Below are 16177 nucleotides of genomic sequence, written 5' to 3'. Positions count from 1 at the left end.
GCCGCTCAACGCCGCGAACGCGCCCGCATCCGCAGCGAGAAAGGCATCCGCTGGGGCGGCCGACCCCTCGCACCCGCAGCCTGAACCTCACCCAACCCGGCGATCATTTCCGGTCACAGCACTAGGTAGCACCTAGCGAGCACAACCGCACAAGGCGCCAAAGGTCGGCACCAAGCAAGCGGTGGCGGCGGACACCCCGCCGCCACCGCGTCCCCGCCGTCCTCCGGCCCCGTGGCGCTGCAGGGACGCTCGGCTGGACGGTGAGCGTGGACTCCACCAGCGCCCGGGAAAGCTCGCCGTACGCCACGAAGCCGTCGTCCGCATCGCTGCGATCAACCAGTGGCTCAACGCCTTATGAGACTCGGCCTTCAGGCCTGGGCGATGGCAAGTCCCTGGTCGTCGAGCTCGGCCGCCAGGCCGAAAGTCGCGTAGACGTCGGGGTCCTGGAAGACCGAGTTCCGGGTGATGCCCTCGCCGGTGACGGTGAAGATCTGGAGCGTGTGCAGGCTGTACCCGTCGCCGACGCGCCGATAGGCGGCGAAGCCGGGCTGGCCGCCGTTGGCCGCCACCTCCTTGAGGAGCCAGTCCGTCCCTGCCGCCCCGAATACCCATTCCATGAACAGGCCGTAGTTGCCGCGGCCGGAGAACCAGTTGAGCATCGGCGGCATCTCCATGACCACGTCCTCGGTGAGCAGCCGCTTGAGGCCCTCGACGTCGGCCAGCTCGAACGCCTTCATGTAGCGTTCGACCCAGGCGCGCTGCCCGGCCGCAGACGGCTCACTGACCTGTTCCGGCCGGACCCCGGCCTCCTTGACGCGGGTACGCGCCCGCTGCAGGGAACTGTTCACCGACACGACGGTGGTGCCGAGGATCTCCGCTGTTTCGGACGCGGAGAAGCTGAGCACGTCACGCAGGATCAGCGCACCGCGCTGACGCGCCGACAGGTGCTGGAGGGCGGAGGCGAACGCCAGGCGCAGGCTGCTGCGCTCGACCACGGCCCCAGCCGGATCGCCCGCGTCCAGCAGCGAGTCCGGCAAGGGCTGGAGCCAGGCGACGTGCTCTCCGCGGACGAGCGGCCCGAGCGGATCCGACGCGGCCACCAGCCCCGACGGCAGCGGCCGGCGACCGTGGACCTCCAGGGCGGTCAGGCAGGCGTTGGTTGCGATCCGGTAGAGCCAGGTGCGCAGTGAGCTGCGGGTGTCGTCGTACTGCTCCCGCGCCCGCCACGCCCTCAGGTACGTGTCCTGGACCAGGTCCTCTGCGTCGTGAGCCGAGCCGAGCATCCGGTAGCAGTACGCCAGCAGCTCCGTCCGGAACGGTTCGATCCGACGATCGAAGCCGTCCTTCCCCGTCATCACGCCATGCTCCATCAGATCATCTCGCGCGGTCATCAACGCCCGGCCATGACGTACATCCCCGATTCTGGATCAACAGTGCTGTTCCCGAACGTCGCTCGTAGGTAGGGGCGTCGCTACGAAAGGCACGCCAAGGGAGCCGGGGAAGGTTCACTGCGCGGGCGCCAGTACCGGGCTGTTGTGATAGGCGGCGATCAGCCACTGGCCGTCCCGCTTCTCGAAGACCCAGGTCGCGTTCACCTGACGTACGTCGTCCGGGACCTCGGTCTCGCCGGGGAACAGGATGGCGGATCGGCTGATGACGATCGCGCCGTCCCTACCGACGAAGCGGATGCCGAGCTGCTTGTTGCAGGTGGAGCTGCCCCTGAGCGGCCCCTCGAAGGCCAGGGCCATGTTCTGACGGATCACCTCACGGCTGTCGCGCAGCGAGCCGGGCATGATGGCGGTCGCGTCCGCGGTGTAGTCGGCGACCATGCCGTCGGCGTCGCCTGCCTCCCACGCCTTGTAGGAGTCGACCAGTACGGCCTGGATGGCGGCCACGTCTGCCGCACGACTGTTCGACATGTGCTTCTCCCTTGTGATCGGGTTCGCCCGGGGTACTCCGGCGAGCTCGTGAGTACATACCGGCGGCGGGGTCGAAACTCATCGCGGCGGTTGAGAGACCGGCCTTCCGGGCAGCGGGCGCCTGGCCGTCGTGTCGAGGCCAGGCGCCCGCCGTACGGCGGGAATCAGACGCCGAACGCGGCCGGGTAGCGGATGGTGCCGGCCGGCACGGGCCGGGCGGGGTCGAAGACGAGCGCCATCATGTACTTGTCCTCGACGTCGAAGGGCGGCCGGATGGCGTGGCCGGAGGCCGGGACGAAACCGAAGCGCGGGTAGTACTCGGCGTGGCCGAGCACGAGGACCAGATTCTCGTCAGCCTGCCGGGCGGCGTCCAGGGCGGCGCGGATGGCCGCCGAGCCGGCGCCGCGACGCTGATGCTCGGGCCGTACGGCGCACGGGCCCAGGGTGAGGGCCGGGACGCCGTCGACATGGCAGCGCGTGAGCAGCGCGAACCCGGCGATGGCGCCGCCGGGCTGCTGCGCGATCCATGACAGGCCGGGCAGCCAGGCCTCCCGGTCGGCGCGCAGCTCCTCCACCAGGTCGGCCTCGTGGGAGGTGGGGAAGGCGGCGAGGTTGACCTCACGGATCTGGTCAAGGTCCGCGTCGGTCTCGGGTCGGGTGATCCACGGGGTGGTCATGATGGTGCGGGGGTCCGTTTCTGTGGTCGTCACGAGGTGGCCGGTCGAGGAGCGGCCCGGGTCCGGGCTGTGGTGCGCGTTCACGCCTGCCGGTCCCGGAACCGGTAGGTGGCGCGGAGATGACTGGTGATGGATTTCTGCCGGTCGACGCGCTCGTCGCGCAGCCGGGCGTCGGTGCGCGAGGCCTGCCAGGCGGTCTCGCGCTGGAGCTTGCGGTAACTGGCCAGGCGGCGTTCGGCCAGGTCGCCTGCCTGGATGGCGGCCCGCACCGCGCAGCCGGGCTCCCTGTCGTGGGCGCAGTCACCGAAGCGGCACAGCTCGGCGAGCCGTTCGATCTCGGCGAAGACCTGCTCCAGGCCGCCGGCGGCGTCATGGAGGCTGATCGCGCGCAGGCCCGGGGTGTCGATGAGCACCCCGCCGGTGGGCAGAGGCACCAGCTCGCGGTGGACGGTGGTGTGGCGGCCCTTGCCGTCCTGGGCCCGTACCGCGCCGGTGGTCAGCAGCTCCTCGCCCAGCAGGGCGTTGCCGAGCGTGGACTTGCCCGCACCCGAGGGACCGAGCAGAACCGCAGTGCCCTCGCCCAGCAGCGCGGCCAGGACGTCGACGTTGTGCCCGGTGGCCGCGCTGGTGGGCACGACGGCGACGCCGGGCGCGAGCGCGTTGACCTCGTCGTGCGCCGCGGAGGCGTCGGCCGCCAGGTCGGCCTTGGTCAGGGCGATCACCGGCTGTGCGCCGCCGGCCCAGGCGAGGGCCAGGAAACGCTCCAGCCGGGCGGCGTTCGGCGGGGCGGCCAGGGAGACCGCGACGACGGCGGTGTCGACGTTGGCGGCCAGCACCTGCCCGTGGGAGGTCCGTGACGCCGACGAGCGCACGATCGCGCCGCGCCGCGGGAGCAGAGCCGCCAGTTCGGGCTCCCGGCCGGGGCGCAGCGCCCCCCAGTCGCCGGTGCACGGCGCGGCCAGGGGATCGGTGGCCTGATGTGCCGGCAGGGCGGCCCGGATCGGGCCGTGCTCGGTGATCGCGTCACACGAGCCGCGATGCACCCGCAGGATCCGCGCGGGCAGCAGACCGGCCCGGCGGTGGCCGGCGAACGCGGCGTCGAGGGCCGGCGTCCAGCCGTACCGGGACAGGTCCACACCGCCGGGGACGGAGGGATCGATGAAGGAGGAATTCAACGTGAGACACCTTGCGGGAAGGGACCCCGGCAGGACTCAGGCGTCACCCGTCCGACGAGCCGGACGGCTCGCGGCAGGAGGGCGGAAGTGGGTCAGACCGGGGCCCGGGACGTGAGGATGGTCCGGGCGCTGCACGGGGCAGCGGTCTTCACCGCGATCATCAAACCTCACCTCCCTCTTCCGTATCCGACATCGATGGCCGAGATGCTAGCACGCCTCGCCTGAGCCTTCACCGCGTGCCGGCCGCCCGCACACCCGCCCGCCGAGGCGCTCCACGTCGGCGTTGAACCGCCTGAGGCAGGCGGCGAACGCGGCGACCTCCTCGGCCGTCCAGCCCGCCAGAACCCGCTCCAGGCCGCTGACGTGCTTGGCGCGCTCCTCCTCCAGATAGCGCTCCCCCGCCCGCGTGAGGCGGAACTTGCGGGCGATGCCGCCGTCCGGGTCGGGGACGCGCTCGGCCAGCCCGGTGCGCAGCAGGGCCGAGGTGTGCCGGTTCAGGGTGGAGACGTCCAGGCCGAACGCCTCGCTGAGCTGCCCGATCGACATCAGGCCCGCCGTCCGGATGCGGCTGAGCAGGATGTACGCGCTGCGATCGAGGTGACGGTGCCGGCCGAGCAGCATCGTCTCGTACTCGACCAGGTCCGTGGGCTTGTCCATGCCGGTCCTTCTCCCATGGCCGCGCGTCCGCTTTTCTCGCTGATGGATGTGTAACCCCCACATCGTTTGCATGTAACACATTATGTGTAGAGTGCACATCTCCTCCACTGTCGAGAAAAGAAAAGGGGACCCGCGTGGACGACCCCACATCCACCGGCCGGCCCAACGGCATCGTCACCGTGATGGCGGTGGCCGGCATCGTCGCCTCGCTCACCCAGACCCTGGTGGTCCCGCTGATCGGGCAGCTGCCGACCATCCTGAGCACCTCCGCGTCGAACGCGTCCTGGGTGATCACGGTCACGCTGCTGGCCGGAGCCGTCACCACCCCGGTGATGGGACGGCTCGGCGACCTGTACGGCAAGCGCCGCATGATGCTCATCTGCGCGATTCCGCTCATCCTGGGCTGCGTGGTGTGCGCGCTGGCCGGGTCCCTGACCCCCATGATCATCGGGCGGGGTCTGCAGGGGATGGGCATGGGCATGATCCCGCTGGGCATCAGCGCCCTGCGCGACCTGCTGCCGCCGGACCGGCTGGGCCCTTCCATCGCGCTGATGAGCTCCTCCATGGGCATCGGCGGCGCGCTCGGCCTGCCCATCGCCGCCGCGGTCGCCGAGTACGCGAGCTGGCGGGCGCTGTTCTGGAGCACGGCCGCGCTGGGCGTCCTGGTGGCGGCGCTGATCTGGCTGCTGGTGCCGGCCACGCCCGCCCGGACCGCGGGACGCCTGGACGTGGCCGGCGCGCTCGGCCTGGGCACAGGGCTGGTGTGCCTGCTGCTGGGCGTCTCCAAGGGCGCCGACTGGGGCTGGTCGAGCGGCACCACCCTCGGCATGCTGGGCGCCGCGGTGCTCGTCCTGCTCGTGTGGGGCTGGTGGGAGCTGCGCAGCGGTGACCCGCTGGTGGACCTGCGCGTCACCGCCCGGCCTCAGGTGCTGCTGACCAACCTGGCCTCGATCGTGGTCGGCTTCTCCATGTACGCCCAGTCGCTGATCGTCATGCAGATCCTGCAGCTGCCCGCGGCCACCGGCTACGGCCTGGGCCAGTCGATGCTGGCCGCCGGCCTGTGGATGGCCCCCTCGGGCCTGATGATGATGCTCGTCTCCCCCGTCGGCGCGCGCCTGTCGGCGGCCCGCAGCCCCAAGGTCACGCTGATCGTCGGCAGCCTCATCATGGCCGCCGGCTACGGCTCCTCGATGGTCCTGATCGGGTCCACCTGGGGCCTGCTGATCGTCTCCTGCATCTGCACCATCGGCGTCGGCTTCGCCTACGGCGCGATGCCCGCCCTCATCATGGGAGCCGTCCCCCGCTCCGAGACCGCCGCCGCCAACAGCTTCAACACCCTCATGCGCTCCATCGGCACCACTGTGTCCGCCGCGGTGGTCGGGCTCGTCCTGGCCCAGATGACCACCCGGTTCGGCACCCACACGCTGCCGTCGGAGGCGGGTTTCCGCACCGGCATGCTCATCGGCTGCGGGGCCGCGCTCGTGGCCGCCGCCGTCACCGTGGCCCTGCCGTCACGCCAGGCCAAGCACGCGGCCGCCCACGCCGAGTCCCCCGCCCCGGCCGCGCGTCACTAGGGGCGGCCCGTACCAGCGATCTCGGCGCCAGGTGCCGCTGAGGTGCGGTCCGGGGGCATGACTGTCTGGGAGAGTGGGCGTCCCGGTGGCGGCAGGCCACCGGACGCGGTGCGCGTGGCAGGAGGCGGATGTGACGGAGTCCGGGTTCGCACGGGGCGAGCAGAGATGGCGGGCCGGGCTGGGGACGCTGCGCCAGGTGGTCCGCCAGGAGCTGGTGACCCGGCAGCTCGCCGCGCACCTGCCGGACACGGCGCCGCGGCGGGTCCTGGACGTGGGGTGCGGCCAGGGCACGCAGCTCATGCGGCTGGCGCGGCGCGGGCACGCCATGACCGGGCTGGACTCCTCGGCGGCGCTCCTGGGCGATCTGGAGCGCGCCCTGGCGGACGAGCCGGCGCAGGTGCGGGAACGGGTCCGGACGGTCCGGGGCGACGCGCGGGACATGGCCGCGCTGTTCGAGCCCGAGAGCTTCGACGCGGTGCTGTGCCACGGCGTCCTGATGTACTTCGACGATCCCGAGCCGCTGCTGGAGGACCTGGCGCGGCTGGCCGTCCCGGGCGGGGTCGTGTCGCTGCTGGTGCGCAACGGTGACGCCCTGGCGATGCGGCCGGGCCTGCTCGGCGACTGGACGACGGCCGGGCGCGCGTTCGACGAGCCGGCGTACCGGAACCGGATCGGTGTGACGGCCCGCGCGGACCGCCTCGACGCGCTGACGGCCTCGCTCGCCGGCCGGGGGTTGGAGGTGCGCGCCTGGTACGGCGTGCGGGTCTTCACCGACACCGTGCCGGCGGACGCCGAGCTCCCCGGCGAGGCGGAGCTCGGCGCGCTGCTCGCCTGCGAGGAGCGCGCCGGCGCCACGGACCCGTACCGCCGGGTGGCGGCCCTGATCCACGTCATCGCCGAGCGGCGCGACGGAAGCCGCTGACCACCCCGGCGTGCGGCACGTTCGCCGAGGCGATGCCAGGCCCCTGGCCGTCCGGCGCGGGCCCGGCGCCTACGCGGTCAGGACCTCGCGCAAGGTGGCGGCGAAGCCGTCGGGGTCGCCCTTCATGCCCATCGTGCCGTCGAGGAAGCCGCCGTGGTGGCTCGGGAACGTCACCGGCTTCGTGCCCAGCCGCTCGGCGACGGCGAGGCCCGCGCGGTGCGCCAGCTCGCCCTCCGACTCGGCCCCCACCCCGATGACGACGCGGGTCGGGGCCGCGCGCAGCGCCTCGAAGTCGGGCACGTGGTGCGTGCAGGGCACGAGGTTCTGCGCGAACAGCGGGTCGCCACGGGAACCGTCGTCCTCCGCCGGCAGCCCGAACTCGGCCGGGCTCGCGACCGGCCGCTCGGCGAAGTCGGCCGGGATCTCGCCGCGCAGGCTGCTCAGCGCGATGAACTTCACCATCGCCGGCCCGAAACCGTCCCGTTCGTACGTCCGGCGGATGTCCGCCACCGCGGCCAGCGCCTCCTCCCGGTCCGGCAGGGCCTGCGCGGCCGGAGGCTCGTGCGCGACCAGCGTGCGCACCTGCTCGGGGTGCCGGGCCACCAGCGCCAGCCCGTTGACGGCGCCGCCGCTGCTGGCGAAGATGTCCACCGGCCCGGCGCCCAGCGCGTCGATCAGCCGGTGCAGGTCCTCGGCGTGCAGCTCGGGCGTCGACTCGGTGGCGCCGTCGGTGCGCGGGCTGCGCCCGATGCCGCGCGGGTCGTAGGTCACCACCGTGCGGTCCTGGAAGTGCCCGGTCAGGCCGCTGAACCCGGTGGCGTCCATCGGGGTTCCGATCATCAGCAGGGCCGGCGCGGTGCCGCCCTCGGCCTGGCGTACGTCGTAGTGCAGAACGGCGCCGGGCACCTCAAGCGTGCGGGTGACGGACTCGGTCATGGGTCGCTCCTTCTCGAATGCTCGTGAGGGTGGACCGGCGCGGGCGGTGAAACTCATCGCGGGACGGGCTGAACCGTCGCCGGACGCATTGTCCTGCCCGACGAGCGCCTGGGTGCCGAGCACGGTGATCCGTGGCGGCGTTCGGTGTCCTCGGTGCCGGGCTCTGCCGTGTGGATCATGCTACGCGGATCGCCGCGGTGCCGGGACGACGCTTCAAGCGTCGAGGGCGACGGGATTTGCCGGTGGACGGGGCGCTGTGCGAGGCTCGGGTGCCACCTGCTCTGAAAGGCTGATCGTGACGCTAGGCATGGTCCTCGGCGACGTCTCCTCTCGCGCTTCGACGCGGGAGCGGTAGCCCTTCCGGCTCCGATCACCGACGTCCGTGCGGCAGCACGGGCGATGTTCCGCTGCTCCTCGTCGAAGTGCTCTTCGTGCCCACCTGCACGTTCGACCACGAGGAGTACGTGGTGTCCACGATCCACTGGACCGAATCCCACACCGTCCGATCCGCTCGCTGGCATTCCGAGAGCGCGGCCCCGCCGCCCGAGCGGATCATCGTTGCGGACGACCGCATGAGAGCCGACACCGCGCACCGCCTCGCCGGCGAGGGTACGGCGTTGCTGTGGCGGGGCGACTTCCCCAACGCGTGTCAGCTTCTCCGGGCGATGAGTCGCCGCCTCGACCGGAACCCTTCCCGGCCGGGAGGCGACGCCCGCGAGTCCTTCCGTCTTCACCGCCGAGCCCGCGGTCACCGTGCCCGGGTCCTGGGCAGACTTCTCGTCCTGCTGGAGGACGGCCACGCCTTGGACCTGCGCAGGGCTCCGGAGGTGCGGCAGGCGTGCACCGAGGCGTACGGCCCGCCGTACGCGCCGACGGCGGTCTCCCTCCGGGAGCTGCTGGGGGTGATCGGAGCGCACCAATGGCGCCTCAAGGGCGTCGAGGTGCCCGTCCTCGGCGCTCGCATCCATCCGCACTACGGCGTCTTCTCCCCCGCCAGAGGCGAGTACATCGACCTGGTCGCCCAGGCACCGCTCCCCCGCGCCGGCCGCACCGCGTTCGACCTCGGCACGGGGACGGGGGTGCTCGCCGCCGTCCTGGCCCACCGGGGGTTCGCCCGCATCACGGCCACCGACATCAGTGCGCGCGCGCTGGCCTGCGCCCGCGACAACGTCCAGCGGCTGGGTCTGGCCGGCCGCGTCGACGTGACGGGTCCCGCCCTGTTCCCCGAGGGCCGCGCCGACCTCATCGTCTGCAACCCGCCCTGGATCCCCGCCCACCCCACCTCGGCCCTCGAACAGGGCGTCTACGATCCCGGCAGCACCATGCTCCGCGGCTTCCTCGACGGACTCGCCGCTCACCTCGAACCGGACGGCGAAGGCTGGCTCATCCTGTCCGACCTGGCCGAACACCTCGGACTCAGGACCCGCCACCAGCTGCTGACCTTGATCGAGACGGCGGGCCTGCGCGTGGCCGGCAAGATCGACACCAGGCCGCGGCACCCACGGGCGGGGGACGCCACCGACTCCCTCCACGCGGCCCGCGCCGCGGAAGTCACCTCGCTGTGGCGTCTGACCAGCAGTCGCCGGCGGGTGTGAAACGGCTGTCTCCCTTGATCGCCAGGTGCGTCGCACTGCCGGCGTGACCGGTGCCATCGGTCCACGCCGGCCGTGCCGGGCGTGGACCGATGATCGCGGCCGCCCTGACACGGCTGTTCCCGCTGTTCATGCCGCCAGGAACGCTGGCCGGAGCGCGACCGGTCGCCGCCGTGGCATGGGCGGCCGGCTAATGACACTGGTGAACAGCCACCGGGTGCACGCGCTGCTGGCAGCGAGAGGACGAGTGAGCGGCCCGGCATCCGATGGTGAACTCGACCACTACACGGTCACCATCGACGTGCAGGAGGCACTCGACGCATTGGATCTCGGTGCGTTCCTGGAGGCATACGACCCGCTGCCGCTCATGCGGGACACCGAGAACGAGTACGGCATGGTCCGGGCCGGCGACAAGGCGGCACGGACGCGGCTGCGCAACCGGTTGCTCAAGGAGTTCGGCGCGCAGGCCACGTGCGAACTCTGGCTCGACGGCCAGGGGCGGCCAGTACGGCAACGACTGACCGCGAAGACCCCGACGGAGATCACCTTTTCCCACTGGGGCGACACGACCGTGGCCGCTCCTCCGGCCGATCAGATCCGGGTGCTGACGAAGTGACCCCGCGCCATGTGTGGTGCCCCCGATGCCGGCCGTAGCAGAGAACACGACACGACACCCCATGACCGCGGCGAGCTCGATGGGGGTGGTGTCAGAACTCAGCGACACACTCCGGTGGGCTGGAGGGCCGGGTGGACAGCACGACCCGCCCGGCCGGCCGGCCGAACGAGCCCCGAGCTCAGATCTTGGTATCAAGTTACAGGCTTTGACATCTGTTACCAACCCCGCATAGCGTTCCTCGCATGGAGCAGAGAACACTCGGCGCCGACGTCTGTGTGGGGGCGGTCGGGCTCGGTTGCGCAGGCATGTCCGGCGCGTACGGACCCAGCGCCGTCGAGCAGAGCATCGCGACGCTTCGCAGTGCGCTCGACGCCGGGATCACGTTCATCGACACGGCCGACCACTACGGGATGGGGCACAACGAGACGCTCATCGGGCAGGCGCTGCGACCCGCCGATCGCGACCGCGCCGTGGTGAGCGTGAAGTTCGGCGCGCTGTTCGGTGTGGACGGCAGCGTGCGCGGCATCAACGGCCGACCCGACGCGATACCGAACTTCCTGGGCTACTCGCTGCAGCGGCTGGGCACCGACTACGTGGACATCTATCGCCCGGCCCGGCTGGACCCCGCTGTCCCGATCGAGGAGACCGTCGGCGCCGTCGCCGAGATGGTGCAGAAGGGCTACGTGCGCGGCATCGGGCTGTCCGAGGTCGGCGCCGAGACGATCCGCCGCGCCCACGCCGTGCACCCGATCACCGACGTCCAGATCGAGTACTCGCTGTTCAGCCGCGGCGTCGAGGACGAGATCCTGCCCACCTGCCGCGAGCTGGGCATCGGCGTCACCGCCTACGGGGTGCTCGCTCAGGGAAATGCTGACCGGGACGTGGCGACAGCCGGCCGGCGACGCACGGCATCGCGGGCACCTGCCCCGCTTCGCCGCCGGCAACATCGAGACCAACCTCGCGCTGGTCGAACGGCTGCGGGAGGTCGCCACCTTCCGCGGCGCCACGGTCGCACAGCTCGCGATCGCGTGGGTGCTCGCGCAGGGGCGCGCGGACCGCGACATCGTCGCGCTGGTCGGGGCCAGGCGACCGCACCGCATCACCGAGGCGGTGGACGCCGCCGGCCTGCGGTTGACCGAGGACGACCTGGACGCGATCGAGCAGGCCGTCCCCCGAGGGGCGGTCGCGGGAGAACGCTACGCCCCCGCCCTGCTCTCGCTGCTGGACAGCGAGCGAACGGGCGGCAGGCGCTGATGCCCGCCCGAACCCCGCTGGACGCGAACGCCATCCTGGCGGCCACCGAGGAGATCCTGCGCCGCCACGGACCGGACAAGGCGACCGTCGTCGACGTCGCCCGGGTACTCGGAGTCAGCCACGCCGCCGTCTACAAGCACTTCCCCTCCAAGCAGGCGCTGCGCGAGGCCGTGACCCGGCGCTGGCTCGACCGCAACCGCGATGCCCTCGCCGTCATCGCCGCCGACCGCGCGGTCCCGCCGGCGCAGCGACTGCGTGCCTGGCTGCACGCCGTCCTGGCCGGGAAGCAGGCCAAGATTCGCGAGGACCCGGAGCTGTTCGCCGCCTATGGAATCCTCGCGGCCGCGCACAGCAGCGTCGCCACTGACCACGTCGCCGACCTCTTGGGCCAGCTGGCGGCCATCATCGCCGACGGCGCCGCCGACGGCAGCTTTCGCGCCGAGGACGCGGAGGCCACCGCCCGCGTGGTCTTCCACGCCACCGCCAAGTTCAATCACCTCGCCCATGCCGCCGAATGGCAGAACCCCGGCATCGGCACGGAGCTCGACGAGGTGTGCAGCCTGCTGCTCGAGGGTCTTCGGACCCCCACGTCGCCATAGCCGGATCGGGCTGAGCACACGTCGCGGCTGATGTCGGCGGCGCGGTCAGTCCTGCCCATCACCACCCCGCAGCAACGAACAAGGAGTGACGAACGACCATGGTTCAGGCAATCGGAGTGACGCAGCCAGGCGGACCGGACGCTCTTGGCGAGCTCGACCTGGCGGCCGAACCGATCGGTCCCGGTCAGGTCAGGATCCGGGTCACCAGCGCCACCGTGAACCCGACCGACGCGATGATCCGTTCACGTCCGCGGCAGGACGAGGCGGACGCGGTGCGGGTGCCGGGCATGGAGGTAGCCGGCGTGATCACCGAGATCGGCCCCGCCGTCGACCGCGCGTTCGCGATCGGGGACGCCGTCATGGCCATCGTGGTGCCCTCGGGCGAGCACGGCGGCTACCGGGCAGACCTCGTCGTGCCGGCACGCTCGGTCGCGAAGATCCCGGCCGGGCTCTCGGACGTCCAGGCCGCCACCCTCCCGATGAACGGGCTCACCGCGCGGCTCGCGCTCGACACGCTGGCGCTGCCGGTCGGCGCGACGGTCGCCGTCACCGGCGCCGCCGGCACCGTCGGCGGATACTTCGTCCAGCTCGCCAAGCTGGCCGGGCTGGTCGTCGTCGCCGACGCCGCCCGGCAGGACGAGACCTTCGTCCGCGACTGCGGAGCCGGCGAGGTCGTGCCGCGGGGGGACGATTTCGCCGCGCAGGTCCGCCGCCACCACCCCGGCGGCGTCGACGGGCTCCTCGACGCCGCCGCGCTGGAGGCCGCCGCGCTCCCGGCCGTCAAGGACGGCGGCACCGTCGTCACCGTCCGCGGCTACCAGGGCGACGGGACCGGCCGGGTCCGCGTCGCCCCGATCTTCGTCCGCGACTACGTCGAGGCAGCGGCCGAGCTCGACCGGCTCGCCGAACTCGCCGGCGATGGACGGCTCACCGTCCGCGTGGCCGGCGAACTGCCCGCCTCCCGAGCCGCCGACGCGCATCACTCACTCGAACGGCGCGGCGTTCGAGGGCGGTTCGTCCTGCGGTTCGGCTGACAGTGATGTGGCACGCCTGCTCACCGTCGCAGCCCCACATCGGAGCCCATCGTCACGGGGCCTGCCCTTGGTGCTCCCCCATGTAGTCGTGCGCTGTTTCATCAGCGAGCACCCGTGAGACACCGCACGCGGCCGCCCCATGCGAAACGCTCCCATCGAACGCGGGCGCTACCGCAGCTGGGCGCGGCGGCGGGTGAGGTAGGCGGTCTCGCCGGTGTTGCCGGCCAGCTCGATGGCCCGGTCGTAGGCCGCGCGTGACTGCTGGCTGCGGCCGAGCCGGCGCAGCAGGTCGGCGCGGGTGGCGTGGTAGGCGTGATAGCCGGCCAACGCCTCGGCAAGGCGGTCGACGATGGCCAGTGCCACCTCCGGCCCGTCGAGCTCGGCCACGGCGATGGCCCGGTTGAGGGCGATGATCGGCGAGGGGTCGAGGCGGACGAGCTGGTCGTAGAGGGCGAGGACCTGCGACCAGTCGGTGTCCCGGATGTCGCGGGCGGAGGTGTGCACCGCGTTGATCGCGGCGAGGATCTGATAGCGGCCCGGAGCCATCCCGGCAGCGGCAGCGGCCAGGCGCTCGCGCACCAGCCGATGACCTTCGGCGATCAGCTCCGCGTCCCAGGCTCCGCGGTCCTGCTCGTCGAGGGAGACCAGTTCGCCGCCGGCCGAGACCCGGGCGGTGCGGCGGGCCTCGGTGAGCAGCATCAGCGCCAGCAGGCCGGCCACCTCTCCGTCCTGCGGCAGGAGCGCGCGGATCAGGCGGGTGAGCCGGATCGCCTCGGTGGTCAGGTCGTGCCGTACGGGGTCGGTGTCGGGGCCGCTGGCCAGGTAGCCCTCGTTGAAGATGAGGAACAGGACGGCCAGGACGCCGGAGACGCGTGCCGGCAGATCGTCGGCGGACGGCATCCGGTAGGGGATGCGAGCCGCCTTGATCTTGGCCTTCGCGCGGGTGATGCGCTGCTCCATGGTGGTCCCCTGCACCAGGAAGGCACGGGCGATCTCGGGCACGGTCAGACCGCCGACCATGCGCAGCGTCAACGCCACGCGCGCTTCCACCGCCAGCGCCGGGTGACAGCAGGTGAAGATCAGCCGGAGCCGGTCGTCGTCGATGGCGCCCAGCGGCTCGGGTGGGGTGTCGTCGTGCAGCATCTGAGCCTCCTTGTGCTTGTCATCGCGTCTGTTCTCGCGCCGGATCCGGTCGATGGCCTTGCGGTTGGCGGTGGTGGTCAGCCACGCGCCCGGGTTGGGTGGCAGGCCGTCGGCCCGCCACCGCTCGACGGCGGTCGTGAACGCCTCGGCCGCTGCCTCCTCGGCGATGCCGAGGTCACCGAAGCGCCTGGTCAGGGCAGCCACCACCCGCGCCCACTCGTCGTGGTGGGCCCGGGTGATCGCCTTCTCGACGTCGCTCACTGGAACGGCCGCACCTCGATCTTCCGATCGCAGACCTTCGACGCCTCGGCGGCGAGCTTGAGCGCCACATCCAGATCGGGGGCCTCCCACACCCAGACGCCGGCGAGGTACTCCTTCGACTCCACGAAAGGCCCGTCGCTGAACACCGCCTGCCCGCCCCGGTTGTCGACGACCGTGGCCGCGTCGGTGTCCGCGAGTCCGCCCGCGAAGACCCAGTAGCCCTCGGCGATCAGTCGTTCGTTGAACGCGCTGATGGCAGGCTGCCTGTCCGTGCTGCCGGGGTTGCTCTTGTCGTCGATCACGGAAACCAGGTATCGCATCTACAGATCATCTCCTGTGGTGTCGGGACAGAGTGGCTCGGTGGCAGGGACTTCAGGCCCCCGCATATCGCGGGCGCCCGGCCGCCCGGTAGACCTGGATCGTCACGCCCTTGGAGTCGGCGCGCGACTCGACCAGGTCGAGCGCGAGATCCGGACCGGTCTCCGGGAACAGTCTCGCGCCCTGGCCGACGATCACCGGGATCACGATCAGAATCATCTCGTCGACCAGATCGTTCTCCAGCAGCCATCGGGTCAGGATGCCGCTGCCGTGCACCTGCAACTCACCCCCCGGCTTGGCCTTCAGCTCCCTGACGGCGGCCGCGACGTCCCCGGACAGGACGGTCGTGCCCGCCCACTCCGGATCGGTGAGCGTGGTCGAGGCGACATACTTGGGCCGTGTGTTCAACGATTCCACGACGGACTCCCAGCCAGGGGCATCCTGGACCCTCATGGAGCCCCAGCCGGTGAACAGCTCGTAGGTCCGCCGCCCGAACAGGAACGCATCGGCGCGCCGGTAGGTCTGGTTGATGAACGTCCTGGTCTCGTCGTCACCCGCCCCCCGGGCCCATCCGCCGCGCTCGAACCCGTTCCTGCGGTCCTCGTCCGACGCGCCGCCGTTTCCCTGCATCACTCCATCGATGGTGACCTGGGTCACGGTCGTCAGCTTCATGATCGCGGTTCCTCTGCCTTGGCGCCACCCCTTGCGGGCGGCCTCATCCCTGCTACGAACGCCACCGCCCCGATCCGACACCGCCTCCCGGATTTCTTCGAGGAACTTTCCGGGACGCCGGTCGTCAGCGTTCCGGCAGCACGACGGTTTCACGGCGACAGCACTCCACCGTTCAGGATGGATCATCCCCGGCCATCCCCCGCACCATCGCGCCGAAGGCGGCGTCCCAGTGGCGGCTCGCCTGCGCGGCGTCGCCGAGGGCGCCACGCAGTTCGAGGCCGCACATCCCGTGCGCGAGGGCGTTGAGCCTGACGGCGAGGTCGTGCGGCTCGGCGGGCGCGAAGGCGCCCTCGTCCACGCAGCGGGCGACCGCGGCGACCAGGGTGTCGAAGGTCGGCTGGATGAGCGCGGCGGTCTCGGCGTCGGGCTGGAACTCCGGGACCGGCCGCCCGAACATGAGCTCGTACAGGTGCGGGTTGGCCAGGGCGCTGGCGCGGTAGGCGCGGCCGAGCGCGAGCAGGTCGGCGACGGGATCGCCGGTGCGGGGAACGGCGGCGAAGGCCGCGGCGAGACGCTCGAACCCGGCCAGGAACATCTCGCGGACCAGGCCGGCCTTGTCGCCGAACAGGTTGTAGACGGCCGTGGTGGACACCCCCGCCTGCTGCGCCACCCGGCGGGTGGTCAACGCGGACGGACCCTCGGCGGCCAGGAGCCGGCCGCCGGCGTCGACGAGTTCGCGGCGAAGCTCGGCGTAATCGCGGTTTCTGGGTCTTGCCATAACGACGAGAATACCATAACGTTGTTACATAACAACGTTTTGGAACATGG

Annotated in this window: 17 protein-coding genes and 1 pseudogene; 8 read left to right on the top strand and 10 right to left on the bottom strand. The window is 71.7% G+C overall.

The annotated features are described in order from the left end of the window. Window positions 1-368: 368 nt before the first annotated feature. From MTP10_RS31680 to MTP10_RS31660, 5 genes are all read right to left on the bottom strand, one after another. Complete coding sequence (locus MTP10_RS31680; RefSeq protein WP_310713925.1) at window positions 369-1370, bottom strand: sigma-70 family RNA polymerase sigma factor; 1002 nt, start codon at window positions 1368-1370, stop codon at window positions 369-371. A gap of 135 nt (window positions 1371-1505) precedes the next feature. Further along, window positions 1506-1919 carry an SgcJ/EcaC family oxidoreductase gene (locus tag MTP10_RS31675; RefSeq protein WP_310713923.1) on the bottom strand — a complete coding sequence of 138 codons (414 nt, stop codon included), beginning with the start codon at window positions 1917-1919 and terminating at the stop codon, window positions 1506-1508. A 164-nt stretch (window positions 1920-2083) separates the two neighbouring features. Beyond that, window positions 2084-2596 carry an N-acetyltransferase gene (locus MTP10_RS31670; protein ID WP_310713933.1) on the bottom strand — a complete coding sequence of 171 codons (513 nt, stop codon included), beginning with the start codon at window positions 2594-2596 and terminating at the stop codon, window positions 2084-2086. Window positions 2597-2676: 80 nt separating this feature from the next. Beyond that, window positions 2677-3771, bottom strand: coding sequence for a ribosome small subunit-dependent GTPase A (rsgA, locus tag MTP10_RS31665; protein WP_310713921.1), 1095 nt, complete (start codon window positions 3769-3771; stop codon window positions 2677-2679). 207 nt (window positions 3772-3978) lie between these two features. Then, window positions 3979-4428 carry a MarR family transcriptional regulator gene (locus tag MTP10_RS31660; protein ID WP_310713919.1) on the bottom strand — a complete coding sequence of 150 codons (450 nt, stop codon included), beginning with the start codon at window positions 4426-4428 and terminating at the stop codon, window positions 3979-3981. A gap of 134 nt (window positions 4429-4562) precedes the next feature. On the opposite strand from MTP10_RS31660, the gene MTP10_RS31655 reads away from it, so the two are divergent. Together MTP10_RS31655 and MTP10_RS31650 are read left to right on the top strand one after the other, a co-directional pair. Next, complete coding sequence (locus tag MTP10_RS31655) at window positions 4563-6002, top strand: MFS transporter (RefSeq protein WP_310713917.1); 1440 nt, start codon at window positions 4563-4565, stop codon at window positions 6000-6002. Between the two features lie 130 nt (window positions 6003-6132). After that, window positions 6133-6924, top strand: a complete 792-nt coding sequence (locus MTP10_RS31650) for a methyltransferase domain-containing protein (RefSeq protein WP_310713915.1) — start codon at window positions 6133-6135, stop codon at window positions 6922-6924. A 69-nt stretch (window positions 6925-6993) separates the two neighbouring features. Here MTP10_RS31650 and MTP10_RS31645 read toward each other — a convergent pair whose 3' ends face one another. Further along, the gene (locus MTP10_RS31645; protein ID WP_310713913.1) at window positions 6994-7860 is read right to left on the bottom strand and encodes an alpha/beta hydrolase; all 867 of its coding nucleotides are present in this window, start codon (window positions 7858-7860) and stop codon (window positions 6994-6996) included. 431 nt (window positions 7861-8291) lie between these two features. Between MTP10_RS31645 and MTP10_RS31640 the strand changes: the two genes are divergently transcribed. From MTP10_RS31640 to MTP10_RS31615, 6 genes and pseudogenes are all read left to right on the top strand, one after another. Further along, a complete protein-coding gene (locus MTP10_RS31640; protein ID WP_310713912.1) occupies window positions 8292-9455 on the top strand; it encodes a class I SAM-dependent methyltransferase in 1164 nt (387 codons plus the stop codon). Between the two features lie 199 nt (window positions 9456-9654). Then, window positions 9655-10068: a hypothetical protein gene (locus tag MTP10_RS31635; protein WP_310713910.1), complete on the top strand. Its 414-nt coding sequence runs from the start codon at window positions 9655-9657 to the stop codon at window positions 10066-10068. Window positions 10069-10310: 242 nt separating this feature from the next. Further along, window positions 10311-10892, top strand: a pseudogene (locus tag MTP10_RS31630) (aldo/keto reductase); the annotation flags it as partial. A gap of 43 nt (window positions 10893-10935) precedes the next feature. Then, window positions 10936-11322 (top strand): aldo/keto reductase, encoded by a 387-nt coding sequence (locus MTP10_RS31625; RefSeq protein ID WP_310713930.1) that lies wholly within the window; start codon window positions 10936-10938, stop codon window positions 11320-11322. Continuing rightward, the gene (locus MTP10_RS31620) at window positions 11322-11921 is read left to right on the top strand and encodes a TetR family transcriptional regulator (protein WP_310713928.1); all 600 of its coding nucleotides are present in this window, start codon (window positions 11322-11324) and stop codon (window positions 11919-11921) included. Before MTP10_RS31625 ends, MTP10_RS31620 begins: the two co-directional genes overlap by 1 nt. A 98-nt stretch (window positions 11922-12019) precedes the next feature. After that, window positions 12020-12955 (top strand): NADP-dependent oxidoreductase, encoded by a 936-nt coding sequence (locus tag MTP10_RS31615; RefSeq protein ID WP_310713908.1) that lies wholly within the window; start codon window positions 12020-12022, stop codon window positions 12953-12955. 168 nt (window positions 12956-13123) lie between these two features. On the opposite strand, the gene MTP10_RS31610 is transcribed toward MTP10_RS31615, so the two are convergent. The 4 genes from MTP10_RS31610 to MTP10_RS31595 form a co-directional block, all read right to left on the bottom strand. Beyond that, window positions 13124-14359, bottom strand: a complete 1236-nt coding sequence (locus MTP10_RS31610; RefSeq protein WP_310713906.1) for a DUF6596 domain-containing protein — start codon at window positions 14357-14359, stop codon at window positions 13124-13126. Next, window positions 14356-14679 (bottom strand): YciI family protein, encoded by a 324-nt coding sequence (locus tag MTP10_RS31605; RefSeq protein ID WP_310713905.1) that lies wholly within the window; start codon window positions 14677-14679, stop codon window positions 14356-14358. The genes MTP10_RS31610 and MTP10_RS31605 overlap by 4 nt, the downstream gene beginning before the upstream one ends. Before the next feature lie 52 nt (window positions 14680-14731). Further along, entirely contained in the window at window positions 14732-15349 is a 618-nt protein-coding gene (locus MTP10_RS31600; protein ID WP_310713903.1) for a dihydrofolate reductase family protein, read from the bottom strand. Between the two features lie 172 nt (window positions 15350-15521). After that, window positions 15522-16127 (bottom strand): TetR/AcrR family transcriptional regulator, encoded by a 606-nt coding sequence (locus tag MTP10_RS31595; protein WP_310713902.1) that lies wholly within the window; start codon window positions 16125-16127, stop codon window positions 15522-15524. Between the last annotated feature and the right edge of the window lie 50 nt (window positions 16128-16177).

This window comes from Nonomuraea sp. 3-1Str (assembly GCF_031570565.1).
GTDB lineage: Bacteria > Actinomycetota > Actinomycetes > Streptosporangiales > Streptosporangiaceae > Nonomuraea.
The sequence above is the reverse complement of the archived record's forward strand: the minus strand, read 5'-3'. Positions and strand labels throughout refer to the sequence as shown.

What these genes read in the sequence shown, in the direction of transcription:
- MTP10_RS31615 (WP_310713908.1), top strand. Translation starts at nt 12,020, where the DNA reads ATGGTTCAGGCAATCGGAGTGACGCAGCCAGGCGGACCGGACGCTCTT.
- MTP10_RS31600 (WP_310713903.1), bottom strand. Translation starts at nt 15,349, where the DNA reads ATGAAGCTGACGACCGTGACCCAGGTCACCATCGATGGAGTGATGCAG.
- MTP10_RS31605 (WP_310713905.1), bottom strand. Translation starts at nt 14,679, where the DNA reads ATGCGATACCTGGTTTCCGTGATCGACGACAAGAGCAACCCCGGCAGC.
- MTP10_RS31620 (WP_310713928.1), top strand. Translation starts at nt 11,322, where the DNA reads ATGCCCGCCCGAACCCCGCTGGACGCGAACGCCATCCTGGCGGCCACC.
- MTP10_RS31645 (WP_310713913.1), bottom strand. Translation starts at nt 7,860, where the DNA reads ATGACCGAGTCCGTCACCCGCACGCTTGAGGTGCCCGGCGCCGTTCTG.
- MTP10_RS31680 (WP_310713925.1), bottom strand. Translation starts at nt 1,370, where the DNA reads ATGGAGCATGGCGTGATGACGGGGAAGGACGGCTTCGATCGTCGGATC.
- MTP10_RS31660 (WP_310713919.1), bottom strand. Translation starts at nt 4,428, where the DNA reads ATGGACAAGCCCACGGACCTGGTCGAGTACGAGACGATGCTGCTCGGC.
- MTP10_RS31595 (WP_310713902.1), bottom strand. Translation starts at nt 16,127, where the DNA reads ATGGCAAGACCCAGAAACCGCGATTACGCCGAGCTTCGCCGCGAACTC.
- MTP10_RS31670 (WP_310713933.1), bottom strand. Translation starts at nt 2,596, where the DNA reads ATGACCACCCCGTGGATCACCCGACCCGAGACCGACGCGGACCTTGAC.
- MTP10_RS31675 (WP_310713923.1), bottom strand. Translation starts at nt 1,919, where the DNA reads ATGTCGAACAGTCGTGCGGCAGACGTGGCCGCCATCCAGGCCGTACTG.
- MTP10_RS31625 (WP_310713930.1), top strand. Translation starts at nt 10,936, where the DNA reads ATGCTGACCGGGACGTGGCGACAGCCGGCCGGCGACGCACGGCATCGC.